The 26278-nt window shown below is 70.7% G+C and carries 21 protein-coding genes; 11 read left to right on the top strand and 10 right to left on the bottom strand.

All coding sequences use genetic code 11. From position 1 onward, the window contains the following. Nucleotide 1 precedes the first annotated feature (1 nt). The 11 genes from AB0N03_RS14805 (at nt 2) to AB0N03_RS14755 (ending at nt 11542) form a co-directional block, all read left to right on the top strand. Entirely contained in the window at nt 2–793 is a 792-nt protein-coding gene (locus tag AB0N03_RS14805) for a glucose-1-phosphate cytidylyltransferase (RefSeq protein WP_364370776.1), read from the top strand. Then, nucleotides 790–1437 carry a PIG-L deacetylase family protein gene (locus AB0N03_RS14800; RefSeq protein WP_364370773.1) on the top strand — a complete coding sequence of 216 codons (648 nt, stop codon included), beginning with the start codon at nt 790–792 and terminating at the stop codon, nt 1435–1437. The genes AB0N03_RS14805 and AB0N03_RS14800 overlap by 4 nt, the downstream gene beginning before the upstream one ends. A 4-nt stretch (nt 1438–1441) precedes the next feature. After that, on the top strand, nt 1442–2461 hold the full coding sequence (locus AB0N03_RS14795) for an SDR family oxidoreductase (RefSeq protein WP_364370770.1): 1020 nt from the start codon (nt 1442–1444) through the stop codon (nt 2459–2461). Then, on the top strand, nt 2461–3741 hold the full coding sequence (locus AB0N03_RS14790; RefSeq protein WP_364370767.1) for a DUF4910 domain-containing protein: 1281 nt from the start codon (nt 2461–2463) through the stop codon (nt 3739–3741). The genes AB0N03_RS14795 and AB0N03_RS14790 overlap by 1 nt, the downstream gene beginning before the upstream one ends. 5 nt (nt 3742–3746) lie before the next feature. Further along, nucleotides 3747–5129, top strand: a complete 1383-nt coding sequence (locus tag AB0N03_RS14785; RefSeq protein ID WP_364370765.1) for a hypothetical protein — start codon at nt 3747–3749, stop codon at nt 5127–5129. 7 nt (nt 5130–5136) lie between these two features. After that, nucleotides 5137–6081 carry a glycosyltransferase family 2 protein gene (locus AB0N03_RS14780; RefSeq protein WP_364370762.1) on the top strand — a complete coding sequence of 315 codons (945 nt, stop codon included), beginning with the start codon at nt 5137–5139 and terminating at the stop codon, nt 6079–6081. After that, complete coding sequence (locus tag AB0N03_RS14775; RefSeq protein WP_364370760.1) at nt 6078–7262, top strand: polysaccharide pyruvyl transferase family protein; 1185 nt, start codon at nt 6078–6080, stop codon at nt 7260–7262. Before AB0N03_RS14780 ends, AB0N03_RS14775 begins: the two co-directional genes overlap by 4 nt. Further along, nucleotides 7259–7807 carry a dTDP-4-dehydrorhamnose 3,5-epimerase gene (gene rfbC, locus AB0N03_RS14770; RefSeq protein ID WP_364370757.1) on the top strand — a complete coding sequence of 183 codons (549 nt, stop codon included), beginning with the start codon at nt 7259–7261 and terminating at the stop codon, nt 7805–7807. The genes AB0N03_RS14775 and rfbC overlap by 4 nt, the downstream gene beginning before the upstream one ends. Nucleotides 7808–7812: 5 nt before the next feature. After that, nucleotides 7813–9129 (top strand): glutamate-1-semialdehyde 2,1-aminomutase, encoded by a 1317-nt coding sequence (locus AB0N03_RS14765; protein ID WP_364370754.1) that lies wholly within the window; start codon nt 7813–7815, stop codon nt 9127–9129. 150 nt (nt 9130–9279) lie between these two features. Further along, nucleotides 9280–10761, top strand: coding sequence for a right-handed parallel beta-helix repeat-containing protein (locus AB0N03_RS14760; protein ID WP_364370751.1), 1482 nt, complete (start codon nt 9280–9282; stop codon nt 10759–10761). Between the two features lie 166 nt (nt 10762–10927). Continuing rightward, nucleotides 10928–11542: an HAD-IA family hydrolase gene (locus AB0N03_RS14755; RefSeq protein WP_364370749.1), complete on the top strand. Its 615-nt coding sequence runs from the start codon at nt 10928–10930 to the stop codon at nt 11540–11542. Here the strand turns inward: AB0N03_RS14755 and AB0N03_RS14750 are convergent. The 10 genes from AB0N03_RS14750 to AB0N03_RS14705 all read right to left on the bottom strand — a co-directional run bounded on the left by AB0N03_RS14750 (nt 11529) and on the right by AB0N03_RS14705 (nt 26231). Next, entirely contained in the window at nt 11529–12143 is a 615-nt protein-coding gene (locus tag AB0N03_RS14750; protein WP_364370746.1) for a maleylpyruvate isomerase family mycothiol-dependent enzyme, read from the bottom strand. The genes AB0N03_RS14755 and AB0N03_RS14750 overlap by 14 nt on opposite strands. Before the next feature lie 190 nt (nt 12144–12333). Beyond that, nucleotides 12334–12981, bottom strand: coding sequence for a phosphatase PAP2 family protein (locus AB0N03_RS14745; RefSeq protein WP_364370743.1), 648 nt, complete (start codon nt 12979–12981; stop codon nt 12334–12336). Further along, nucleotides 12978–14153: a glycosyltransferase gene (locus AB0N03_RS14740; RefSeq protein ID WP_364370740.1), complete on the bottom strand. Its 1176-nt coding sequence runs from the start codon at nt 14151–14153 to the stop codon at nt 12978–12980. Before AB0N03_RS14740 ends, AB0N03_RS14745 begins: the two co-directional genes overlap by 4 nt. Continuing rightward, nucleotides 14150–15403, bottom strand: a complete 1254-nt coding sequence (locus tag AB0N03_RS14735; RefSeq protein WP_364370737.1) for an O-antigen ligase domain-containing protein — start codon at nt 15401–15403, stop codon at nt 14150–14152. Before AB0N03_RS14735 ends, AB0N03_RS14740 begins: the two co-directional genes overlap by 4 nt. Nucleotide 15404: 1 nt before the next feature. Then, nucleotides 15405–16928, bottom strand: a complete 1524-nt coding sequence (locus tag AB0N03_RS14730; protein WP_364370735.1) for a right-handed parallel beta-helix repeat-containing protein — start codon at nt 16926–16928, stop codon at nt 15405–15407. Nucleotides 16929–16937: 9 nt separating this feature from the next. Continuing rightward, nucleotides 16938–18884 (bottom strand): alginate lyase family protein, encoded by a 1947-nt coding sequence (locus tag AB0N03_RS14725; RefSeq protein ID WP_364370732.1) that lies wholly within the window; start codon nt 18882–18884, stop codon nt 16938–16940. A 43-nt stretch (nt 18885–18927) separates the two neighbouring features. Then, nucleotides 18928–21105, bottom strand: coding sequence for a bi-domain-containing oxidoreductase (locus AB0N03_RS14720; RefSeq protein ID WP_364370729.1), 2178 nt, complete (start codon nt 21103–21105; stop codon nt 18928–18930). Next, a complete protein-coding gene (gene asnB / locus AB0N03_RS14715; RefSeq protein WP_364370727.1) occupies nt 21102–23012 on the bottom strand; it encodes an asparagine synthase (glutamine-hydrolyzing) in 1911 nt (636 codons plus the stop codon). Before asnB ends, AB0N03_RS14720 begins: the two co-directional genes overlap by 4 nt. A gap of 37 nt (nt 23013–23049) precedes the next feature. Continuing rightward, nucleotides 23050–24876: a Wzz/FepE/Etk N-terminal domain-containing protein gene (locus AB0N03_RS14710; protein ID WP_364370724.1), complete on the bottom strand. Its 1827-nt coding sequence runs from the start codon at nt 24874–24876 to the stop codon at nt 23050–23052. Beyond that, nucleotides 24873–26231 (bottom strand): exopolysaccharide biosynthesis protein, encoded by a 1359-nt coding sequence (locus tag AB0N03_RS14705; RefSeq protein WP_364370721.1) that lies wholly within the window; start codon nt 26229–26231, stop codon nt 24873–24875. The genes AB0N03_RS14710 and AB0N03_RS14705 overlap by 4 nt, the downstream gene beginning before the upstream one ends. Nucleotides 26232–26278 lie beyond the last annotated feature (47 nt).

Genomic DNA, 26278 nt, shown 5'->3' with positions numbered 1-26278 from the left:
AGTGAAGGTCGTTCTCTTCTGCGGTGGCTACGGGATGCGGATGCGCAACGGCGCGGCCGACGACGTCCCGAAGCCGATGGCGATGGTCGGACCGAGACCGCTCATCTGGCACGTCATGCGCTACTACGCGCATTTCGGCCACACGGAGTTCATCCTGTGCCTGGGCTACGGCGCGGCGCACATCAAGAACTTCTTCCTGAACTACCAGGAAACCATTTCCAACGACTTCATCCTGCGCAACGGGCAGCCGGAGCTGCTGTCGACCGACATCGCCGACTGGACGATCACCTTCGTGCAGACCGGCATCGAGTCGCCGATCGGTGAGCGCCTGCGCCGCGTCCGCGACTACCTCGACGGCGACGAGATGTTCCTCGCGAACTACGCCGACGTCCTTTCCGACGTGCCGCTGCCGGACATGATCGACCGGTTCTCGAAGTCCGACACGGGTGCGTCGATGATGGTCGTGCCGCCGCAGTCGTCGTTCCACTGCGTGGAGATGGACGAAGGCGGGATGGTCGGCTCGATCACCGCGGTCAGCGAGATGCCGCTGTGGGAGAACGGCGGGTACTTCGTGCTGCGCCAGGAGGTCTTCGACCACATCCCGGAAAACGGCGACCTGGTTGCCGACGGCTGTGGCGAGCTGGCCAAGCGCGGCCGGCTGCTGGCCTACCCGTACCGCGGGTTCTGGAAGCCGACCGACACGGTCAAGGAGCGGGCGGCGCTCGACGACGCGTACACCCACGGGCAGCGGCCCTGGGCGCTCTGGGAGCGCCCCGCGGCGAGCATCGCGTGATCGGGCTCCGGCCGGGGCGGCTCGGCGGCGTCGTCGCGCTCGGCGCGCACTGCGACGACATCGCGATCGGCGGCGGCGGCACGCTGCTGACGCTGTGCGCGTCGCGGCCGGGCCTGAAGGTCGACGCACTGGTCCTCTCCGGCGGCGGCACGCCCCGCGAGGACGAGGAGCGCGCGGCGCTCGCGGCGTTCTGCCCGGGCGCCGAGCTCGACGTCACGGTGCTGAAGCTGCCGGACGGGCGCTTCCCGGCGCACTGGGAAGAGGCCAAGAACGCGCTGGAGGAGCTGCGGCGGCGGACCGACCCGGACGTCATCCTGGCGCCGCGCACCGACGACGCCCACCAGGACCACCGCGGGCTCGCGAAGCTGGTGCCGACGACGTTCCGCGACCACCTGGCGCTGGGCTACGAGATCGTCAAGTGGGACGGCGACCTCGGGGCGCCTTCGGTCTACCAGCCGCTCGACGACGACGTCGCGGAATCGAAGGTCCGGCTCTTGCAGGAGCACTACGCGTCGCAGCGACACCGCGGCTGGTACGACCGCGAAGCGTTCCTCGGGCTGGCGCGGATCCGCGGGATCGAAGCGGCCGCGAAGTACGCCGAAGCGTTTTTCGTCAAGAAACTCACTCTCGACCTGAAGGGCTGATCCGATGCGGGTGTTGCTGACGGGGCACAAGGGCTACCTGGGGACGGTGATGGCCCCGGTCCTCGCCGCCGCCGGTCACGAGGTCGTCGGCCTCGACTCGGGGCTGTTCGAGGACTGCCTGCTCGGGCCCACGCCGGCCGACCCGGCTGGGGTGGCCGTCGACCTGCGCGACGTCACCGTTTCGCACGTCGAGGGCTTCGACGCGGTCATCCACCTCGCCGCGCTGTCGAACGACCCGCTCGGCTCGCTCGCGCCGGAGCTGACCTACGACATCAACCACCACGCGTCGGTGAAGCTCGCGAAGCTGGCGAAGGAGGCCGGCGTCGGGCGATACCTCTACGCGTCGACCTGCTCGGTGTACGGCGCGGGCGGTGCCAACCTCGTCAACGAGGACGCGCCGCTGAAGCCGGTGACGCCGTACGCGGAGTCGAAGGTGCGCGTCGAGGCCGACGTCCACGAGCTCGCCGACGACGACTTCACCCCGGTCTACATGCGCAACGCGACCGCGTTCGGCTACTCGCCCCGGCTGCGCGGCGACATCGTGCTGAACAACCTCACGGCGCACGCGCACCTGTCCGGCGAGGTGCTGGTGCTCTCCGACGGCACGCCGTGGCGGCCTCTGGTGCACGCCCAGGACATCGCGCGCGCGTTCGCCGCCGCGCTGACCGCGCCCAAGGAGGCCGTGCACAACAAGGCGTTCAACATCGGCACCGAGGACAACAACGTCACCGTCGCCGAGATCGCCCAGGAGGTCGTCGAGGCCGTGCCGGGCTCGACGCTGAACATCACCGGCGAGGCCGGCGCCGACCCGCGCTCGTACCGGGTGGACTTCTCGCGCTTCCGCGAGGCCATCCCGGGCTTCGCCTGCGAGTGGTCGGTCAAGGACGGCGCCGTCGAGCTGATCGAGGCCTACCGCAAGTTCGGGCTGACCCGGGAGTCGTTCGAGAAGCTGTTCACCCGGCTCGCCTGGCTGAAGAGCGAGGGCGAAGCCGGCCGCGTCGACGACACGATGCGGCGGCGCTAGTGGGGGGCCCGCAGCTGCGGACGGGGGCGGAGCTGCACGCCCTGGTCGAGCGGCTGTACCCGATCTGCCGCAGCATCACCGGCGACGGTGTGCGGCAGACCTTGGACATCATCGGCGAGCACATCGCGCTGGAGCGGCACGAGGTCCCGACCGGCACGCAGGTGCTGGACTGGACGATCCCGCAGGAGTGGAACATCCGGGACGCGTACGTCGCTGCTCCCGACGGCTCGCGCATCATCGACTTCCAGGAGTCGAACCTGCACGTCGTCGGGTACAGCGTCCCGGTGCGGCAGCGGATGCCGCTGAGCGAGCTGCGGGAGCACCTGCACACGCTGCCGGACCAGCCGTCGTGGGTGCCCTACCGGACAAGCTACTACGCCCCGGCCTGGGGTTTCTGCCTGGCTCAGGAGAAGCTCGACGCGCTGCCCGACGGCGAGTACGACGTCGTCATCGACTCGACCCTGGCCGACGGCTCGCTGACGTACGGCGAGCACGTCGTGCCGGGCCGCGTCACCGACGAGGTCATCGTGTCGTGCCACGTCTGCCACCCGTCGCTGGCCAACGACAACCTGGCCGGCATCGCGGTGGCGGTTTCGCTGGCGCAGCAGCTGGCGGCGTCGCAGCCGCACTACACGTACCGGTTCCTCTTCATGCCGGGGACGATCGGCTCGATCACCTGGCTGGCCCGCAACGCCTCACGGATCGAGAAGGTTCGTCACGGCCTGGTGCTGGCGTGCGCGGGCGACCCGGGATCGTTGACGTACAAGAAGTCCCGCCGCGACGACGCCGAGATCGACCGCGTCGTGCAGCACGTGCTGCGCTCGCGCGAACACCGCGTGGTCGACTTCTCGCCGTACGGCTACGACGAGCGCCAGTTCTGCTCGCCGGGCTTCAACCTCGGCGTCGGCTCGCTGACGCGGACGCCGTACGCGGGCTACCCCGAGTACCACACCTCGGCGGACAACCCGAGCTTCGTTTCGCCGGCGGCCATGGAGGACACGCTCGGCGCGCTTCGCGACGCTTTCGGCGTCCTGGACCGCAACCGCCGGTACGTCAACCTCAGCCCGTACGGCGAGCCGCAGCTCGGCAAGCGCGGGCTGTACGACTCGCTCGGCGGCCGCAGCGACGCCAAGCAGGCCCAGATGGCCATGCTCTGGGTGCTCAACCTCTCCGACGGCGAGCACTCGCTCCTGGACATCGCCGAGCGGGCCGGGCTTCCCTTCGACATCGTCGACGTCGCCGCCCGGGCCCTGCACGACGCCGGTCTGGTCAAGGAGTGAGCGACGTGGCCAACCATCGCCGGGCCCCTCGCTCGCTGCTCCGGAACGGCGCCGTGCGCGCCATGGCCGGACGGCTGAGCTGGGGCCTCGGCGACCAGGCGGTGTCCAGCCTGACCAACTTCGCCGTCGGGCTGTACGTGGCCCGCTCGCTCGGGACGTTCGCCTTCGGCATCTTCAGCCTCGCCTGGGTCACCTACGGCGTGGTGCTCAACATCTCGCGCGGCCTGGCGACCGATCCGCTGATGGTGCGGTTCAGCGCGGTGCCGGAGGACCGCTGGCGCCTGGGGGTCGCCAGCGCGTCCGGCACCGCGATCGGCGTCGGCTGCGTGACCGGGCTGGTCAGCCTGGTCGCCGGGCTGGCCGCGGGCGGCCCGCTCGGCAACGCCTTCGTCGCGCTCGCCGTCGTGATGCCGGGCCTGCTGCTGCAGGACGCCTGGCGGTTCGCCTTCTTCGCTCGCGGCCAGGGGAAGAAAGCGTTCCTCAACGACGTCGTGTGCGGCGTCGCGCTGATCCCGGCGCTGTTCGTCGCCGCCGAGGTCGGCACGGTCGTCGCCTTCGTGCTCGCGTGGGGCGTCGCGGCCGCCCTCGCCGCGGTCTTCGGCTGGTTCCAGACCGGGATCCTCCCGCACCCGCGGGAGCTCGTCGGCTGGCTTCGCTCGCAGCGCGATCTGAGTGTCCGGTACCTCCTCGAGAACGTCAGCAACAGCGGCGCGTCCCAGCTGCGCGCGTACGGTCTCGGCGCCATCGCCGGCATCACCGCCGTCGGCGCGGTCCGCGGTGCGGAGCAGTTGCTCGGCCCGTTCCTGGCCCTGCTCATGGGGCTGTCCCTGGTCACCGTCGCCGAGGGCGCGCGAGTGCTCCAGCGGGCGCCACACCGGCTGAAGCACTTCTGCGTGATCCTCGGCGGCGGCCAGGCCGCCGCGGCGCTGTGCTGGGGCCTCGGCCTGCTGCTCCTGCTGCCCGACAGCGCCGGCCGCTGGGTGATGGGCTCGGTGTGGGACTCGTCGTCCCCGCTGATTCTCCCGGTCACCCTCGCCGTGGTCGGCGCGAGCTTCGCCACCGGCGCGGCGGCCGGCCTCCGGGCCCTGGGCGCGGCACCGCGGAGCCTGCGGTCGCAGCTGATCGCCTCCCTCTTCTACGTCACGTTCGGCATCACCGGCGCCTTCCTCGGCGACGCGGCCGGGTCCGCCTGGGGCGTCGCGACCGCGACGCTCACCGGATCGGTCGTCTGGTGGTGGCAGCTGCGGCTCGGGCTGCGCGAGTACGTGCCGCCGGTCCCGGCCGACGCCGGGGTCAACGAGACGACCGTGGTCTTCGCCCCGATCAGGGAAACGCACAACGAGATCACCGTGGTCTTCGAGCCGATCAAAGAGCCGATCAAGGAATGAGGACTCCATGACCACCGTCCCGCGGCTGAGCCTCGGCCTCCCGGTGTACAACGGCGAGGAGTACCTCGCCGAGTCGCTGGACGCCCTGCTCGGCCAGACCTACGAAGACTTCGAGCTGATCATCTCGGACAACGCCTCCACCGACGGCACCGACGAGATCTGCCGCCGCTACGCCGAGAAGGACGCCCGGATCCGCTACGTCCGGCAGCCGAAGAACATCGGTGCGACCCCGAACCACAACTACGTGTTCGACGTGTCCCGCACCGAGCTATTCAAGTGGGTTTCCCACGACGACCTCTACGCCCGCGACCTGCTCAAGCGGTGCATCGAGGCCCTCGACGAGCGCCCGGACGTCATTCTCGCCCACTGCGACCAGGCCATCATCGACGGCGACGGCCGCATCGTCCAGCCGCTCGAGTACACGCTGGACACGGCGTCCCCGCACGCCCCGGACCGCTTCCGCAGCATCCTGTTCGAGCCCGGCGGCGACGACTTCTACGGCGTCATCCGCGCCGACGTCCTCCGCCGCGTCAAGCCGCTCGACAGCTACCACCACGCCGACCGGACGTACTCGGCCGAGATGGCCCTGCACGGCCCGTTCCACCAGGTGCCCGAGCTGCTCTACTTCCGCCGCGACCACCCGGGCCGCGCGGAACGGGCCAACCCGACCATCCGGAGCCGGTGCGCGAATCTGGACCCGCGGCGCGCGAACCGGCTCCGGAACCCCACCGTCCGCCTGCTCGGCGAGTACGTCTTCGGGTTCGCGGACCTCATCCGGCGCGCGCCGATCTCGGCCGCCGACAAGCGCGAGTGCTTCGGGCACCTCGGCGCCTGGCTGACCAACCGCGCGAAGTCCGGTCACGGCGAGCGCGTCGAGGACCGCGCACCGACCGCCTCCGACGTCGCCACGGTCAACACGATCGTGGCCGGCCGCGAAGGCAGGCTCGCGTGAAGCGTGCCCCGCGCGTCGGCGTCTTCGGCCTGCTCGGCTCGGGGAACCTCGGCAACGACGGTTCCCTCGAAGCCGTGCTCGGCTACCTCCGCGCCGAACACCCGGACGCCGTCCTGACCGGCCTGGTGGGCGGTCCGGACGTCGTCCGCGAGCGGTACGGCGTCGACACCACGCCCCTGCACTGGAACCAGGCCGAGTACGAAACGGCGTCCGGCCTCCGCTCGATCGTCCTCAAGGGACTCGGCAAGCTGGTCGACATCGGCCGCACGGCCGCCTGGGTCCGCCAGCAGGACGTCGTCATCGTGCCCGGCATGGGCGTCCTCGAAGCGACGCTTCCGTTGCGCCCGTGGGGTTTCCCGTATTCGCTGTTCCTCCTCTCCGCCACCGGGCGGCTCTTCGGCACCAAGGTCGCACTGGTCAGCGTCGGCGCCAACGAGATCAGTGCGCGGGCCACGCGGGCGCTCGTCCGCTGGTCCGGCCGGCTCGCCGCCTACCGCTCCTACCGCGACGACATCTCCCGCGACGCCATGCGCGCCATGGGTGTCGACACCAGCCGCGACGAGGTCTACCCCGACCTCGCGTTCTCCCTCCCCACTCCGGACGCCGCCGGTGCGCCGGGCACCGTCGGCATCGGCGTGATGGCCTACTACGGCGGCAACGACGACCGCGCCGACGGCGACCGCATCTACCGCCACTACGTGGACACGATGAACTGGTTCGTCGCGTGGCTCGTGGACCGGGGCAGGCCCGTCCGGCTGTTCATCGGTGACCAGATCGACCGGCAGGTCGTCGACGAGATCATCGAGAAGACCGCTTCCCCGCTGGTGACGGCCGCTTCGGCGGAGACCCTGGACGAGCTGATGCACGAGATGGCGGCGGTGGACAGCGTGGTGGCCACGCGCTACCACAACGTGCTCTGCGCCCTGAAGGTCGCGAAACCGACCGTCGCGATCGGGTACGCGCCGAAGAACGACGTGCTGATGGCGGAGATGGGCCTCGACGGTTTCACCCAGCGGGCGAAGGACGTCGACCACGACCGGCTCCTCGAGCAGTTCACCGAGCTGGAGAACCGCTCGGCGGAACTGCGCCAGACGCTCCTGGAACGGAACGACATGAACGCGCAACGGCTCAAGGACCAGTTCGCCGCCCTTTCGGCGGCCCTCTTCGGGGGTGGGCGATGAAGGCCATTCCGGTGCCCGAAATCCAGGGCGTGTACCTGTTCGAACCGACTCCGCACGGTGACGAGCGCGGCTTCTTCAGCCGGACGTTCGACCGCGACGTCGTCGCGTCGGTGGGAATCGACCCGGACGGCTTCGCGCAGGACAGCCTTTCCCGTTCCCGCAAGGGAGTCGTGCGCGGGATGCACCTGCGGGGCGGCGCCGGCGAGGCGAAGCTGGTGCGGTGTTCGCACGGCGCGATCTTCGACGTCGTCGTGGACCTCCGACCGGATTCGCCGACATTCCGCACTGTCAAAACATTCGAACTTTCCGGTGAGACACAGGTTTCCGTGTACATCCCCGCGGGGTGCGCGCACGGATTCCAGTCACTCACGGATCCCTCGGACGTCGCGTACCGTATCGATCGCGCCCACGATCCGTCCGAAGACATCACGATTTCGTACAAAGACCCTGAATTGGACATTTTGTGGCCACTGTCGGTCACAATGGTCAGTGACCGGGATGAGCGCGCGCCGTCTCTCGGAGAGGCGTTGAAACCAACGAGGTGACCCCCATGGGAACGAACTTGCCCCGCTCCACGGAGGCGAACGAGCGGCTGCACCGGGTCATCCCGGGCGGTGCGCACACCTACGCCAAGGGCTCGGACCAGTATCCCGAAAGGATGGCTCCGGTCATCTCGCACGGCCTCGGCGGTCACGTCTGGGACGTCGACGGCAACGACTACATCGAGTACGGCTCCGGGCTGCGAGCGGTCAGCCTGGGTCACGCCCACCCGCGGGTCCTCGACGCGGTCCGGGCCGAGCTCGGCAAGGGCAGCAACTTCATCCGCCCCTCGATCATCGAGGCCGAGGCCGCCGAGCGGTTCCTGGAGAACGTGCCGACGGCCGACATGGTGAAGTTCACCAAGAACGGCTCGGACGCCACGACCGCCGCGGTCCGGCTGGCGCGTGCCGCCACCGGCCGCCGGCTCGTCGCGAAGTGCGCCGACCACGCCTTCTTCTCGACCGACGACTGGTTCATCGGCACGACGGCGATGAACGCGGGCATCCCGGACGAGACGACGGAAGCGGTCGTGTCCTTCCCGTACGGCGACCTGAAGGCCGCGGAGGAGCTGCTGCAGCGCCACGACGGCGAGATCGCGTGCATGATCCTGGAGGCCGCGGCGGCGGTCGAGCCGCCACCGGGGTACCTGCAGGGGCTGCGTGAGCTGACCAGCCGCCACGGCGTCGTGCTCGTCTTCGACGAGATGATCACCGGCTTCCGGTGGTCGGCCCACGGCGCCCAGGGCCTCTACAGCGTCACGCCGGACCTCTCGACGTTCGGCAAGGCCCTCGGCAACGGCTTCGCCGTGTCCGCGCTCGCGGGCAAGCGGGAGCTGATGGAGATCGGCGGCCTGCGCACCGACCGCGAGCGGGTGTTCCTGCTCTCCACCACGCACGGCGCGGAGACCCACTCCCTCGCCGCCGCGATGGCGGTGATGGACGTCTACCGCGACGAGGACGTCATCGGCCGGCTGCACGCCCTCGGCGACCGGCTCGCCGCCGGTGTCCGCGAGGTCGCCGCCGGGATCGGGGTCGGCGACCACGTGGTCGTCCGCGGCCGGGCCAGCAACCTGGTCTTCGGCACGCTGGACGAGCACGGCAAGCCGTCGCAGCCGTACCGGACGCTGTTCCTGCGCGAGCTGATCAGCGGTGGCGTGCTCGGACCGTCCTTCGTGGTCAGTGCCGCGCTCACCGAGGCGGACATCGACCAGACCGTCGACGTGGTCACCCAGGCCTGCACGGTCTACCGGAAGGCCCTCGACGCCAACGACCCGGCGCCGTGGATGGGCGGCCGCCCGGTGCAGCCCGTGTTCCGCAAGTTCTCCTGACGCGGCATCGGCGCCGGCCGGCCGGGGAGCCCGCCCGGGTCGCCCTTCGCCGTCGCCTCCCCCCACGGACGGGCCGGATTCACCCCGTAGGTCCGATGAGGACACTTGAGGGTGACTGTTTTCCGGCCCGTTCGTGCGTAACTTCCATCCATGGGCAGATCTCGTGTTGTACTCGTCGCCGCTTGCTCGCTCCTGATCGCCGTGGCTTGCCCGGCGCTCGCGCGGGCCGCCGACGGGCCCGGGCCGGTGTGCGACCACCAGCCCACGCAGTACGAGGAAGTGCCTCCCGGGGCCGTCCCCGTCGATCCGGGCGTCGACGGGGACCTTTCGACGAAGACGGCGGCGAACCCGCCGGGCACGACGTTCTGGCTCCGCCCCGGCACCCACACGCTCGGCACCGACCAGTACGGCCAGGTCGCCCCGAAGGACGGCGACGTGTACCTCGGCGCGCCGGGCGCGGTCGTCGACGGCCGCGGCGTCAACCAGGCGGCCTTCACCCAGCGGGCCCGGGACGTCGAGCTCCACGGGCTCACGATCCGCGGGTTCGCCGCGCTCCAGGACCAGGGCGTGGTGAACCACGACTCCGGCGACGGCTGGCTCATCGCGGACACGACCATCGAGGACAACGCCGGCGCGGCGCTGATGGCCGGGGCGCGCCAGGTCGTCCGGCACAGCTGCCTGCGCGACAACGGCCAGTACGGGCTCAACGCCTACCAGGCCGGTGACGGCATCACCGGGCTCGTGCTGGAGGGCAACGAGATCACCGGCAACAACACCGGCGACTGGGAGGCCAAGGTGCCGGGCTGCGGGTGCAGCGGCGGCGCCAAGTTCTGGGCCGTGAACGGCGCCGACATCCGCGGAAACTGGGTCCACGGCAACCACGGCGCCGGCCTGTGGGCGGACACGAACAACAACGACTTCCTCATCGAGGACAACCTGTTCGAGGCCAACGACGCCGAGGCGCTGTTCTACGAGATCAGCTACAACCTCGTGCTGCGCGGCAACACGTTCCGCGGCAACGCCGTGGTGCAGGGCCGCGCGTTCGCGTCGCGCGGCGACAACTTCCCGGCAGCGACGGTGTACCTGTCGGAGTCGGGCGGCGAGCCCCGCGTGCCGGCGCGGACGTCGGCCGTCGACATCAGCGGGAACGCGTTCGAGGACAACTGGGCCGGGATCACGTTGTGGGAGAACGCCGACCGCTTCTGCACCAGCCCGGCGAACACGTCTTCGGGCTACTGCACCAAGGTGACTTCGAGTTCGTCGTGCGCGGCGGGAACCATCGCGACCCGGCCGGCGTACGACGACTGCCGCTGGAAGACCCAGCGCGTGGAGGTCCACGGGAACACCTTCCGGTTCGATCCGGGACGGGTGGGGTGCACGACCCTCTGTGGGCGGATGGCGCTGCTGTCGAACTACGGGACCTTCCCGGACTGGTCCCCCTACAAGGGAACCGTCGTGCAGGAGGCGATCACCTTCCGGCAGGGCAACCGGTGGCACGACAACTCCTATGCCGGGCCGTGGACCTTCGTCGTGCATGACACCTCCAGGACGGTCGACGCTGCGGGCTGGCGGGCGGGGCCCTACTCGCAGGACGAGTGTTCTTCGTTCGACGGTGGGACCGCCGGCTGCTGATCGGAAGCTTGCCGAGGGGGTCCGACACTTTTCGCCGCGACGGTCGCCCCAAGCGGCATTTTTCGTTGCAGCCGAAGGGAAAAGTCGCGAACGGAGAATTCCGGACAGCGGCACTTCACCCGTTTCAGCGATGGCGTTCGCACGAGTGTTCGGTACCGTCGGAGACATGTCCACCATCCCTGCCCCGCTCGACCGCGACGCGATCGACATCGTCCTGTTCGATGCGATGGGCGTCCTCTACTCCTCCGCCGACGACGTCGGCGAGTTGCTCGTGCCCTACCTACGCAGCCACGGCTGCGTGCTGCGCCGGGACGAAATCGCCCAGCTGCATGAGGAATGCAGCCTCGGCAAGATGTCCTCCGCGGACTTCTGGGCGAACGCCGGCGCATCCGGCGCGTCGGACGAGGAGTACTGCCGGAACCACCGCCTGACCGAAGGCGTGGTCGCGGTCCTCGCCGAACTCGAGACGACCGGCGTGCGGCTCGGTTGTTCGAGCAACGACGTCAGCGAGTGGTCGAAGCTCCTGCGCGAGCGGTTCGGCCTCGGCGAGTACCTGACCGACTGGTTCGTCAGCGGCGACACCCGGGTGCGCAAGCCGGATCCCGAATCGTTCACCGGCGTATGCCGGCGTCTCGACGTGATCCCGAACCGGATCCTGCTCATCGACGACCGCGCGGAAAACGTCGCGGCCGCACGTGCCGCCGGGCTGCAAGCACTGCGGTACGGCACCGCGTCACTGTCCACAATGGATGATCTGCGGAAGGAGCTCAGACCGTGGTGAAGCGCGCGCTCGGCTCTCCCCGAAGACGGCCCACCGGCAGCCGCCGGTTGCAGAGGACAAGGAGAAGATCCTGGGCCGAGCCGGTGAGCGGGGTCCCGGTGCCGTACGACCAGTCGAGATCGTCGGCGCGCAGGCAGACGCCGGTCAGGTGGGTGCCGAAGTACTTCACCAGCTTCGGCTTGACCCCGCCGAGTACCACTTCCAGCCGTTCCCGGGGCACGCGGCGATCCAGCCCGAGAGCGGTCGTGATGTCGAGGCCGTGGATGACGTCGTGGCTCAGAGCCCCCTCCGGCCCGCCACCGGGCGGCTGCCACGGGTGGTCGGCGTTGTCCCGCAGCGAGGCGACGAGGGTGTTCCGCGAAAGCTCGACAGCCTCTTGGCGAGCGACGCGATCGGCCATCCGGTTGAAGCGGCCGCCGGACTTCACCAGCTCGCGCACGAACCGCCCGGTCGAGAAGCGGAAGGGCATGGTCACGTGCGCGACAACCTCGGGAACCCGCCAACCGGCACACAAGGTGGGCAAAGCCCAGTCGGCCGGCGCCAGCCCCTCAAGCACGGCGGCCAGCTCCCGCCGTTCGGCGGCGATCAGGTCTTGGATCATCGGACTCTCCTTCGCGGGTAGGTCACCCCACCGACGAACGGAAATCGCCCGGACCGACACCAAGACCGCAGCCGGCCGGACCGGGTTCACCAGCTGGTCGCACCAACCGGCCGACCAAACCTGCTTCATCGGCAAGCGAGTCCCAACGGCAACGACAACGGCAGCCGTCAGCTCTGCGCCGACCCTGGCGTCACAGCCGTTCGGCTACGCGATCCACCAGCCATGCCGTCGCCGGGACCGCCGCCAACGCGGCACAGAACCCACCCACCGCATCCGTCGGGTAGTGCGCCCCCAGCGCCACCTCGGCCCACCCCATGGCCACCCCGGCCAAAAGAGCCAGCCCCACCACCAAAACCACCGCGGCCACCCGGCCGAGCTCCAGCCGATCGGCCACCACCAGCCCGATCACCAAGGCCAACGCGGTAGCCAAAGCCGTGTGCCCACTCGGATAGGAGAGGAACTCGCCATGGATCGTGCGGCCGACGATCGGCTTCACCGCCGTCGTCACCGCCACCGCGACCACCACGCCGAGCACCGTCACCACCGCCGCCCGGACACGGTGGACCACGAAACACACCACCGCGATCAGCGCGACCAGGATCGTCGACCCCACCGGCTCACCGCCGAAGTCGAAGACCAGGGCCACGTACCGCCACGGCGGCTGGACCCCGTCGATCGACGGGAGCACCGCCGCGTCGATCCCGGTCAACCCCGAGTCGTGGAAGTGCAGGATGCCGAGCGCGACCAGGACCGCCGTAGCCAGGGCAGCCGTCATGGCCAGGGGGGCGCGCAACACGGCCGGCAGGGCCGCGGGCGCCTCACGGACCAGCTGCCTCACCCGCGCGCCTCGATCGCCGCCTCGTACCCGGTGATCAACCGGTCGAGCCCCACCGCCGGGGTGAAGTCCTTCTCGTACCGGACCCGGGCCGCGTCGCCCATCTCGCGGTTGCGGTCGCCGACCACCGCCCGCAGCCGGTCCGCCAGCGAGTCGGTGTCGTTCGGCGCGTGCAGGAGGCCGGTGACGCCGTCGTCGACCAGCTCCGGGAACGCGCCGTGGGACGCCGCCACCGTCGGGACGCCGGCGGCCATCGCCTCGACGACCACCAGGCCGAACGCCTCCAGCCACGTCGAGGGCGCCACCACCGCCACCGCGTCGGCCGTCAGGGCACGGCACTCCGCCTTGTTCTGCAGGCCCACGTACGACACGTCGGCGCGGCGGGCCGCCCAGGTCGCGACCTCGTCCTGCATCGGGCCCGTACCGGCGATGACCAGCGGGATCCCCAGGGCACCGCCGAGGCGGTCCCACGCCCGCATCAGCAGGCCGACCCCCTTCTCCTCGGTGACGCGGCCGAGGAACAGCACGTGCTTGCCGTCGCCGGTGCGGCGGACGCCGGGGTCGGTGACGAAGTTGTGCTTCACCGCCATCCGCTCGCCGGGCATCCCGGCCGACACCAGGAGGTCACGTTGAGCCGCCGAAATGCAGAAGAACCGCGCGATGCCCGTCCACCACCGGCGCCGGTTCGCGGCCGTGCTCGCTGCCATCGGGAGCGTCGCCACGCGTGAACCGCGGTAGCAGCCGTGCTTCACCGCCGGCAGCGGTGCGCCGCCGACGCACTCGGTGCAGATGTGGCCGTCGCGGTGGAGCGTGCCGGGTGGGCAGACCATGCCGTAGTTGTGCAGCGTCGCGACCGCGGGTACCCCCGCGTCCGCGCAGGCCGCGACCACCGATGGCGACAGCAGCGGGAACGTGTTGTGGATGTGCACGACGTCCGGGCGCGACGCGCGCAGCCGGGCGGCGAGCTCCTTCCGGACCGCCGGGTTCCACGGCACCGTCAGCGGCACCGCGGCCTTGCGGGCCACCGGCATGGACGCGATGTCGTCGCTGCGGCGTTCGAACAGCGACACCTGGTGCCCGCCTTCGGCGAGCAGCGTCACCTCGGCGTCGACGACGTTGTTCTCGCCGCTCGGCTGCTCGGACCGGTACCGGTTGTGCACCACGAGCACCTTCACGCGCTTGTCCCCTTCGCCGGGATGAATGCTTGTTCGTCGGACTGCGGCGTCCCGCGGACCAGCAGCGACGCGGCGATGGCCAAGTGCAGCAGGTACGGCGACGCGTCGCCGAGACCGGCTTCGGTGTAGGAGGCCGAAAGGCAGTAGGTGATCAGGAAGATCGCGCACGCGCGAGCCAGCGACGGCGGCCGCAGCACGGCCACCACGACCAACGTGAGGAGGAACCCCGCCACCAGCGCGATCCCGACGAAGCCCTGCTCGTGGTAGATCGCGAGCCAGCTGTTGTCGATCGGCAGGCCGTCGTAGGACTTGTCCGTCAGCCCGACCCCGAAGATGTACTCCGATGTCGTCCGCGGGGCCTCCAGCAGCGCGTCCCACACCTTCGCGCGGCCGGTCAGGCTGGAGAAGTTGTCCGCGCTCTGCCCGCGGAGGAACCACGCCTGCAGCGCGCCCGCCAGCACCACGCCGGTGACCCCGCCGACGCCGACCGTCCAGGCGAAGACCTTCCGCGCGCGGGCGCTGGTGAGCAGCATCGACAGGAAGGCCACGGCCAGTCCGGCGACCAGGCCGAGCGTCGCCGTGCGGGTGTGCGTGAGCAGCAGCAGCCCCAGTGCCGGCACCACGATGGACAGCGCGCTGCGCCACGTCGTGCGGCGCCCGAACCAGAGGAGGAGCGTGAGCCCGGCGATGACCCCCGCGTACTGGCCGATCTGCGGCGGCGTGAGCGGCCAGATCGCGCCCGAGAGCCGGCCGCCGTACTCCTCCGGCATCGCGTTGCCGGGCGAGACCACCAGGCCGATCGCCACCGACGCGAGCACGACGGCGTACGTGCGGATGTGGGCGCGGACGAACGTGAACCCGCCGTCCCACCAGCGGGTCAGCAACCAGAGCGTGGAGACGAACACCGTGAGCCGGAAACACCGGAACAACGCGCCGGCGCCCTCCTGCAGGTCGGCGCTGGACAGGATGCTCGACACCAGCAGCAGCGTCAGCAGCAGCAGGTACGCGCTCGGCCGGATCCGCAGGTGCTTGTTCAGCACCAGCGCGATCACGAACGCCGTCATCAGCGCGCCCATGGTGACCAGCTGGCTGACCGACCGCGGCAGCGGGATGACCGTCTTCGCGCCGGTCGAGCCGAGCGTGTTGAGGATCAGCAGCGCCCACGCCACGGCCGCCCACTTCGGCGTCGCCGACGCGGGTGCCACCGCGGCGTCGCCGCGGATGCCCGCGATGCCGGTGTGCGCGGCCATGTCAGCCCCCGGCCTGTGCGGTGTACGTGCTGCCGGTGTCCTGCGAGTACGGCGAGCCTTCCCACTCGCCGATCTCGAGGATGCGGTCGGTCGTGTACGCGATGAAGGTCCACGGGCCGGCGTAGCTGTTGTCGTGCCAGCGATTGTCCTGCTTGTACGTGATCGCCTCCTGGACCACGTCGCCCTTGTACGGCGACCAGTCCGGGTAGGTGCCGAAGTTCGAGAGCAGGCCCATCCGGCCGCACGAGGCCTGGCAGCCGACGACGGCGGGGTCCAGGACGAATTTGTTGTCGTGGATGTCGACGTGCTGGGTCTTCCAGCGGCAGTCGCTCAGCAGCGGCCCGCTCGTGATGGCCGGGTCCGCGCACGTCTTGACGGCCGGCACCAGCCGGGTGCAGTCGCCGGAGCTGGTGTTGGCCGGGCTGTTGCAGTACCGGTCGGCGTTCTCCCACAACGTGATCCCGGACCAGTTGTTCTCCAGGTAGTTGCGGGAGATCTCGATCTTCGCCGTCCGCGCCTTGACCCGCGGCTCGCCGCCGGACTCGGAGATGTAGATCGCCGGAGTCGGGAAGTTGTCGCCCTTGTCGGCGTACTTGCGGCCGTCGACCCAGTTGTTCTTGCGGATCGTGTTGTCGCGGATGATCGCGTTGTAGCTGATCTCGTAGATCAGCGCGGCGCTGTCGTTGTTCTCGATGAGGTTGCCCTCGATGAGGAAGTCGTTGTTGTTCGTGTCGGCCCACAACCCGGTGCCGTGGTTGTCGTGCACCCAGTTGCCGCGCACGTCCGCGCCGTTGACGTCCCAGAACTTGACGCCGCCGGTGCAGCCGCAGCCGTCGATCTTCGCTTCCCAGTCGCCGGTGTTGTTGCCGGCGATCTCGTTGCCCTCGACGACGAGCGCGGTGATCGGGGTGCTGCCGGAGAAGGCGTTGATCCCGTACTGGCCGTTGCGACGCAGGCAGTTGCCGCGCACCTGCTGGCGCGCGCCCGCCATCAGGCCGGCGCCGTCGTTGTCCTGGATGGTCGAGTGCTCGATCACCCAGCCGTCGCCGGAGTCGTGGTTGACCACGCCCTCGTCGCGGGGCGCGGCGAAGCCCTGGACGGTCAGGTAGGTGAGCTTGACGTTCGTCCCGTGGCCGGTGAACGCGTACTGGTTGATCTTCCGGCCGTCGACGACCGCGCCGGGGGCGCCGATGTAGATATCGCCGTCCTTGGGCGAGATCTGGTCGTACTTGTCGTCGCCGAGGATGTGCTTGCCCGGCTTGAGCCAGAAGGTCGTGCCGGTGCCGGCCGAGCGCGTCTTCGTGGCGAGGTCGCCGGGCACCGCCGGGTCGACGACGACCGCGCCCGCCGGGGCCGTCGCCGGACCGGCCGGCTCCTTGTCGCACACCGCCGCGACCGACCCGCTGGGGGCCGGGGTCGCCTGGGCGGGGCCGGTCGTGTCCGGGCCACTGGAGCACGCCGCGACCGTGAGGAGGACACCGAGCAGCGGAGCGGCACGGCGGAGTCGGAAGCGGCGGGCTGTCACGGGCGGGTCCTAACTGAAGCGGAGCATGGTGGCGAGGAGTCCGGCGGTGCCGGAACCGACGAGCGTGGTCGAGGGCTCCTTGCGGCCGAAACCCGCGGAGTACCAGCCGAGGGGCGGGTCGAGCTCACCGCGGTGGGCCGTCCACGACAGCTCGGGCGGCAGTTCCATGACCGCGGTGTGCACCGGGGCCACGGAACCGGTGGAGGTGCCCTGCCAGCGCAGGTGGGCGACGTTCCCCGCCAGCTGGACGGTGACCGCCGGGCCGAGGTGGAACGCCAGGCGCGCGGCCGGGCCGGGGTCGCCGAGCACTTCGTCGACGATCTTGAGCACGTCGCCGTCGAGCTCGACCGTGCGGCGATGGACCGCCGGCGCGTAGCCGTCGTGGGCCGCCGTCCAACGGGAGGGGCCTTCGTCGGGGGTGCGCACGTCGAGCACCTTCGTGACCGCGTGCCGCGTCCAGAGGAACGGCCCGCCGGACACCGACTGGTCGGTCCCGCCCAGCTCGAGGGTGTTGTGGCCGAGCGTGGAGCGGAAGTACGACCGCCACCGCGGTTCGCCGTGGTAGCAGAACGTGCCCGGGTCGGCCAGGACGTCGACGCCGTCGTGCCGGACTTCCACGGACAACGCGTCCGCGTGGGCGTGCGCGGCGATCGACAGGAAGCCGTGCGGCCCGCCGTCGCAGCGGACCCAGATCCGGCCCGACCGCAGGATGGTCATGCCCGCGTCGCGCAGGTGCGCGGGACGGCGGCCGGCGCGGACGCCGGTGGCCCGCGGGGTGCGCGAAGCGAGAGACGCGAGCAGCGGCGTGCGGACGTCGTCGCCCGGGATCGGCGGCCACCAGTCGAGGCGGCCGAACAGGGCCTCACCGGTCGCCGGCAACGACGCCCAGCGGTCGGTCTCGAGCCCGTCGACGATCAGGCCGAAGCCGTCATCGGCGTCGCCCTGCCGCGGCGGCCGCAGCCGATTGTCCACAATGGACGCCAACGCGTCGGTCATCCGGAGCAGGGCGTCCCACGTCGCATCCGGCACCGGCGTGCCCGCCGCGTCGGCCTCGACCGCGGCCGCGAGCCCGAGCTCCAGCACCAGGCCGTGGTACTCGGACGCCAGTTCGGCGTTCAGTCCCGAGTCGAAGGTGTTGCGGGCCAGCTGGACGTCCAGGGAGCGCATCGCCTCGGTCCGCCAGCCCGGCGACTCCGGGAACCAGCCGAACGCGCACGCCGCGGCCAGCAGCCCGGCGTCCTCGGCGATGACGTGGTTGTTCGCCGACGAGCCGTGGCTGCGCAGCGTCGAGAGCCAGTTCTGGTGGTGCCACAGCTGCAGCTGAAAGTCCGGGTTCTCCTCGAACAGCTCCGCGGCACCGGCCCAGCCGTGGAGCAGGCGGCGCGTCCAGACCCACGAAAGCAGCCGGATGCCCAGCTCGATGCCACTCACCCAGTGCGGCCCCCGCAGCGGCGGATTCTCCGCCCACCACGAACGCAGGTGGGCGGCCACGCGCGAGGCGTAGTCCGAGTTGCCGGTCAGGGCGTAGGCCGCGGCCAGCACAGTGAGGTGCTGGTGGCGCGACGGCTCCCAGATCTGCTTGATGTCGCCGACCGTGTCCTCCGACCGGTACGGCACGTCGAAGGCGTAGACGTCGGCAGGGGCGCGCCGGCCGGTCTTCGGGTCGAGGAACCAGTCCGGCGCCTCCAAGTCGGAGCGGACCACGCCGAAGTACTCGGCGCGGCCGGCCATCAGCTCGTCGGCGGTGGCGAGCAGCCGCTTGACGGCTTCGCCGGACACCTTGCCCAGCACGCCTTCCGGCAGCGCGGCGGTGAAGCGAGGGTGCGACGGCCAGTCGGGCGGCGTGGGCAGCGCGGTCCGCCACTGCCGCTGGACAACGGCATGCCGGGCACGACCGACGACCTCCGCCGGCCCCATCCGGGAGAGCCGGCGCAGGTACCAGCCGGGACCCATCATGTCCGGGCACCTGCCTTCCGCGACAGCTCCGGCGCGACACTCCTCATGCCGGGGCACCCGCCTTGCCCGGCAGCTCGATGCGGACCGGCGCCGCGTTGGAGACGCTTGCCTGCGCCGCCAACGTCGCCAGGGTCGTCGCGGCCAGCGACGCGATCGAGATCGGCATCGGGCCGCCCGTCCGCACTGCCGTCAGGAACGCGTCGACCTCGGCCGCCTGGCCCTTGTCGCGGCCCTTCGGGATCCGGGAGCTGGCCCACTTCTTGCGCGAGTACACCGACGCGCGCACGAAGTCGTCGAACTTGAGCACCTTGCCGTCGGCCGTGAGATCCAGGGTCTCCTTCGGAAAGCCGGACGAGCCGGTCTCCGCGTAGGTGATGACCGCCGTCGAGCCGTCTTCGTAGCCGAGCGTCACCTGGAGGTCGCCGGTGGCGTACACCGATACCGGGTCGGCGTCGAGCAGCCAGCTCACCGTGTCGATGAAGTGGCCGCCCTCGCCGGCGAAGCGGGAGCCCTCGGTGGCGGTCTGGTTGTACCAGCTGCCGTGGTCGAGGCGGCCGGCGTTGACCAGGTACCGGACCGACGCCGGGCCGACGCGCGGGCCGAACTGGCCGCGGGCCTCGTGCAGCAGCGGTGCGAACCGGCGGTTGAAGCCGACCTGCAGGCGGTCGTTGCCGGACTCCTCGATCGCGTCGAGGACCTTCTGGAGTTCCTCGGCGGACAGCGCCAGCGGCTTCTCGACGAACACCGACTTGCCCGCCAGCAACGCCTGGCGGGTCAGCTCGGCGTGCGAGCTGTGCCGGGTCACGACGAACACCGCGTCGATCGACGAATCGCCGAGGACGTCGTCGATGTCGGTGGAGGCGCCGGCGAAACCGAACTTGCGCCGAGCGTTGGCGCCCGAGAGCGCCGACGTCGTCGCGACGTGCCCGAGCTGCACATCCGAACGCTCGGTGAGGTGCGGCAGCAGCATCGACGACGCGTAGTTGCCCGCGCCGATGAAGCCCAGGCGCACGGGCTGCCCGGCCGGCAACGGCGCGGCCTTGTGCTCGACCAGCCCGACCCGCGCGGACGTGACCACGGGCTCCGTCCGAGCGACCGCGTCCGGGTAGCGGAACAGCACCGCGACGGCCTTCAGCTCGCCCTCGTTCAAGGACTTGTACGTCGAAACGGCGTCGGAGAAGTCCGAGACGTGCGTGATCAGCGGCTCGACGTCGAGGCGGTCGCGCCCGAGCAGGTCGAGGACGCACTCGAGGTTGCGGCGCTCGGTCCAGCGGACCTGGCCGATCGGGTAGTCGCGGCCTTCGAGCTCGTACGACGGGTCGTAGCGGCCCGGCCCGTAGGACCGGGAGAACCGGACGTCCAGTTCCTTCTCGTAGTAGGCGTTCCACGGCAGGTCGAGCTTGCACTTGCCGATGTCGATCACGCGGCCGCGGTCGCGCGACAGCTTCGCCGCCAGCTCCACCGGGTCGTTCGTGTTGCCGCCGGCCGCAAGATACGTCTGGTCGACGCCCGCGCCGTGCGTCAGCTCGTCCACGGCGGTGTCGACGATGCCGGACGCCGGGTGCGCGCAGGTCAGCGCGCCGAGGCTCTCGGCGAGCTTGCAGCGCTCCGGGTCGGGGTCGACGCCGACAACGCGCACGCCGGACGACGTCAGCAGCTGCACGACGAGCTGGCCGATCAGGCCGAGCCCGATGACCAGCGCGACGTCGCCGATCTGCGGCTCGCCGCGGCGCACGCCCTGCATGGCGATCGACCCGACGGTGCCGAACGCCGCGTGCCGCGGGTCGACGCCGTTGGGCACGCGCGAGTAGAGGTTCTTGGGCACCCAGTTGAGCTCGGCGTGCAGCGCGTGCTCGTTGCCGGCGCAGGCCACCAGGTCGCCGACCGCGACGTCGGTGCTGCCGTCGCCGACCTGCTCGACGATGCCGCACAGCGAGTAGCCGAGCGGGGTGTAGGAGTCCAGTTTGGACGTCACCTTGCGGTAGGTCGCCGAGAGGCCGTTGGTGGCGACGCTCTGCATGACCTTCGCGACCTGGTCCGGGCGGGCCTTCGCCTTGCCCACCAGGGACAGGCTGGCCTCGGACACCTTCATCATCTCGGTGCCGGTCGAGATCAGCGAGTACACCGTGCGAACGAGCACACCGCCCGGCTTGCACGCCGGCTCCGGCACCTCGAGCAGTGCCAGCTCACCGCTCTTGTAGTTCTGCACTACCTGCTTCACTTCGCTCCCGCTCCAGACATCGCGTTCCGGTACCAATACTCAAGAGTCAAGACGTGCCAGAGGTGCTTGCTGCGGTCCTCCTGACCGGCGGCGTCCTCGGCGACCATGCGCTGCAACGCCTCCCGCTGCAGGAAGCCGGACTCGACGAGCACACCCTCGTTGACGACTTCCCGCACCAGCGGCGCCAGGTCGCGGCTCATCCACGCCCGCAGCGGCGCGCTGAACAGGCCCTTCGGCCGGTGCACGATCTCGCTGGGCAGGATGTTCAGCGCCGCGTTCTTCAGCGCGACCTTGCCCGCGCGGCCGACGATCTTCTTGTCGCCCGGGATCTTGAACGCGGCGCGAACGACCTCGACGTCGACGAACGGCGTCCGCACCTCGGTGGACGCCGCCATCGTCGAACGGTCGGTGTAGGTCAGGTTCAGCCCCGGCAGGAACATCCGCGAGTCGGCCAGGCACATGCGGTTGACGAAGTCGTCCAGTGCCTGGTCGTTGTAGGTGTCCGCGTGTTCGGTCAGGACGTCCTCGACCGCGGGCGCGAAGTCCGGGTTCACCAGCGAGAGCAGCTCGGCCTGGTCGTACATCGTGTAGCTGCGCCGGAACGCCGTCTCCTCGGGCAGGCCCGCGAACGACAGGAACCGCTTGGCGAACCGCACCGACCGGTACCCGCGCTTGGCCGAAGCCACCGGCAACCGGTCCACAAGGGATTCGACCGGACGCCGGACCGCGCCCGGAACCTTGTGGTAGCGCAACGCGATCAGGTTCGCGAGGTGCTTGCGGTAGCCGGCGAACAGCTCGTCGGCGCCCATCCCGGACAGCATCACCTTGACGCCGGCGTCGCGCGCGGCCGAACAGATGATGAACGAGTTGATCGCCGCCGGGTCGCCGATCGGCTCGTCGAGGTGGTAGGTCATCTTCGGCAGCAGGTCGAGCACCTGCGGCGCGATCTCGATCTCGTGCAGGTCGACGCCGAATTTCGCGGCAACAACACGGGCGTACTTGAGGTCGTCCGGCATCGCCTCGAACTTGGCGTCCTCGGCGCGGAACCCGATGGTGTAGGCGGAGATCCCCGGCTGCGAGCGCGCGGCCAGCGCCGTCAGGTAGCTGGAGTCCAGCCCGCCCGAGAGGAACGTCGCCACCGGGACGTCGGAGAGCAGGTGCTTGGCCGTCGACTCGGCGATCACCTCGTGCAGGTCGACCTCGCCCTCGAAGGCGGCACCCTCTTCGGCGACCTCCCGCAGCGACCAGAACCGGCCGCGGTCGACCTGGCCGTCCGGGCGGCAGCGCAGCCACGTGCCCGGCTGCAGCTTCTCCGCGCCCTGGTAGGCGCAGCGGCTGTCCGGCACCCAGTAGTAGAGCAGCGACGCGATCAGCGCGGCGTTGTCGATCTGCAGGGACCCGCCCAGCTCGCCGGCCAGCGCCTTCAGCTCGGACGCGAACGCGACCCCGCCGTTCCGCCGCACGAAGAACAGCGGCTTGATGCCCAGCTGGTCGCGGACCAGGAACAGCTCGCCGGTGCCTTCCTCGAACAGCGCGAAGGCGAACATCCCACGCAGCTTCGGCAGGCAGTCCGTGCCCCAGCGCCGCCACGCCTGCAGCAGCACCTCGGTGTCGGACGTGCCGCGGAAGCGCACACCGGCCGCGGAAAGCTCGGCCCGCAGCTCGGGTGCGTTGTACAGCTCGCCGTTGTAGCTCAGCGCCAGGCCGTCGAGGACCATCGGCTGGGCGCCGGTCTCGGACAGGTCGATGATCGACAGCCTGCGGTGTCCCAAGTGGACGGAGCCACCGCCGACGGCGTGGTCGTAGCGGCCGGAGCCGTCCGGCCCGCGGTGGGCCAGCGTCTTGGTCAGCCGGTCGGTGAGCGGCCCGCCGTCCGGCCAGAGGTAGGTGCCTGCGATGCCGCACATCTCGAGTGGGTCCCCTTTTGGTTGCGGCGCATGGTGGTCAGGAGACCTCCGCGCTCTTTTCGGGGGTCTGGGTGGCGAAGCCCCCGGCCCGGGGCGAAGCCCCGGTTGTCACAGCGCTCTTTTCTGGCTCGAGTTCGGCGTTCAGTTCGCCTTTGTGCGCCGGTTCGCCGTGGTCGCGCTTGAACGGCGTCGGCCGCTTCGGCGGTTTGACCGGGGCAAACTTCTTCGTCGGTGCGTCCAGGTGGTCCGGGACGCTGACCTTGCCGGGTTCCGGCAGCGGCGCGGGAGACTTCACCGGTGGCGGGACGACCGGCCGGACCGGCGCGATCCGCCGCGTCGGCGGCTCCGCGACCGCGACGCGCTCGGCGATGCGGGCGGCCAGTTCGTCGATGCGATCCTCGTTCTCGACGACCGAGACGCGATGCATCGCGGGCGCCGCCTTCGCCCGGCCGCGCAGCGCCGTGTGCAGGCCGTCCCACAGCGTGCCGTCGGACTTGTCGCGCGGATCCGGGTCGACCAGCACCACGCCGACGATCGGGATCTGCTGGTCGGCGAGCTGCCGCGCCACGGTGTGCAGCCACAGCGTGTTCGCGTGCCCGGCCTTGACGACCAGCACGGTCTCCCGGCCGAGGTGCTCGAGGTCCGTCCACGCCGTGCCCGGCGAAACCGTGCCGACGCCGACCCGGCGTTCGTCCGGCTCGGCGTCCGGGTCGCCGGCACCGACGACGGTGACGTCGCTGTTCGTTTCCCCGGCCAGCTTGCGGACGTCCTCGCCCGGCAGGTCGTCGAGGACGCTCGCCTTGCCGTCGGCGGCGAGCTCGGTGGCGATGTCGAGGGCGAGCGCGGCGGCGACCTTCGGCGCGCCGAGCTCCAGCAGCGACACCGCGGGCCGGTCCTTCTTGATCGCGCGTACCAGCGTCGTCGCGACGCGTTGCCGTTCGGACACCGCCCGCGAGCGCTGCCACAGCCGCGCCGGGCCCCGGCGCTTCGACGACAGCTGGGCGAGCACGGACGCGCCGAGGTGCGTGGAGATCTCGCGCCGCAGCACCGGCCGGTCGCGCGACACCGCGCCGATGGCGGCGATCGCCAGCCCCAGCACCAGACCGAGCGCGAAGCCGATGCCGGAGTTGGTCGCGGTGGTCTTGAGGAACGCCTTCGGCAGCACGCGGGGCGCGTCGACGATCTGCGTACCCGCGGCGACCTGCGGGCTGCCGATGCCGGCTTGCTGGGCGCGGGAGTCGAAGTCCGAGACCTGCGACGCGAGGGCGGCACGGCGGCCGTACATGCCTTCGAGGGTGCTGGCGTTCGCGTTGCGGCCCTTGCCGGTCTCGTCGGCGATCTGCGCGTCGACCTTGGTCAGCTCGTCCTGGGCGTTCTTGCGCTGGTCGAGGATGGCCTTCGACTCCGCGGCCGCGGCGGCCTGGCTGCGCTGGACGTGGTCGGCGATGAACGTGTCGGCCAGCGCCTGCGCCTGCGCGACGGCCTCTTCGTTGCTCTTGGCCTTGACGGTGATCTGCATGACGTTGTTCGTCACGGGCAGACCCGCGTAGTTCTTCATGAACTCTTCGGGCGCCTCGGTGCTGTTGAGCTTCTTCAGGGCACCTTCGGCGATCTGGGTCGTCGACAGCACCGCGACGTCGGTGCGCATCAGCGTGCCGCTGTCGGTCGGCGAGTCGTCCTGGTGGACCACGATCACCTTGGCGACCGCGGTCGGCGGCGTCGGCAGCACGATCGCCACCAGCGCTCCGGCGATCAGGCCGAGCAGCCCGGTGGCCAGCCAAAGCCGCTTGCGACGGCGGATCGCGACGAACAGCCGCTGAAGATCGACCAGCGGGGCGGCCTGAGTCTCGGAGGTAGTCGTCACGCCGAACCTGCCAGGGCTTTCTCGGGGGCGTCTTCCGCCACGGGTTCGGCTTCCGGCCCGGACGGCCGGACGGGATGGGTGAGGACCGCGCCGACGATCTCCTGGCCCGCGTCGGAGCAGGCTTCGGCGAGCCGGACGAGCTCCCACGCGGTGCGGGAGCCGGCGCTGAGCACCACGAGGACGCCGGAGCCGGGACCGGCGTCCGGCACCGTCGGGCGCCCGGCCGCGAACTCGAAGATCCGCAGCGGCACGGACAGGCGGTCGGCCAGCTCGGCGAGCTGCCCGGCGGCGAGCTTGCCGGTCTCGTCGTCTTCGGCGACGAGCAGCAGGACGTCGGCGGGGCCGGTGGCCAGCCGGGCCAGCACCCGGCGGTAGCGGATGTCGCGGTTGACCTCGTCGGCCGACGTCGCGATCGGCGGCAGCACCCACGGCCGGTCGCCGCCGAGCAGCCGCCGCAGCTTGCCGTAGAGGCCGGTCGCCGGCAGGCGGTCGCCCTGCGGTGTCGTGACGTCGACGCCGGCCAGGATCGGCGAGCCGAGCGCCGAAGCGATTTCCGGCTCGCCCCGCAGCCGCCGGTCGGCGCGCGCGGCGAACAGGTGGCCGAACACGCCGGCGAGGAAGAACAGGACCGCGCCCCCGGCGGCGAGCTGCACCAGGGTCGGGGCGGCCGGCCCGGTCGGGCGCTCGGACGGCCCCAGTACGACGGTGTTGCCGACGCCGGTCGCGAGGTCGGCCTGGTTGAGGTCGTTGATGGCCTGCTCCAGCGACGTCCGCAGGCCTTCGAGCTGCGTGCGGACCTGGACGCTCTCCACGGTCAGGTCGCCGCCGACCGTCTTGGCGAGGTCGCTGATCTTCTGCGTGGTCAGCTGGACCTGCTGGCGCAGCGACTCGCGTTGCTCCTGAGCCAGCTGCACCGACGCGTCCGCGGAGTTGCTCGCCAGCTGCCCGGAGTACTTGACGAACTGCTGCGCGACCTGGTCGGCGAGCTGCTGGGCGTGCTCGGCGGTGTCGGTCGAGACGGTGACCGTCACGACGTTGCCGTTCGCCACCGACGCGGTGACCTGCTTCTTCAGGTCGGCGCCGCTCGGGTGCCACGGCAGCACGGCCGCGGCGCGGTCGAGGACGACCGAGCTGGTGGCGACGTCGACCTGCGTGAGCAGCTCGTCCGCCTGGCGCGGTCCCTGGAGCAACACGCTCGAGGACGTCTGGTAGCCGGGTGAGAACAGCACCGACGCGCCGGCACCCACCGCCGCGCCCAGGACGGCGAGGGCGGCCAGCAGCCGCCAGCGCCGGCGAAGGACCTGCCCGATCAGGGCCAGGCGCACCGTGTCGTCAGTCAACGGCGGTATCTCCATTCCTGAGACGGGTACGCCGAACGGGGTCACATGATCGCCCGGTTACC

The sequence above is a fragment of the Amycolatopsis sp. NPDC051061 genome (genome assembly GCF_040682935.1).
Classification (GTDB): Bacteria; Actinomycetota; Actinomycetes; order Mycobacteriales; family Pseudonocardiaceae; genus Amycolatopsis.
Note: the sequence above shows the minus strand (reverse complement) of the source record. Positions and strands in the feature narration are given on the sequence as shown.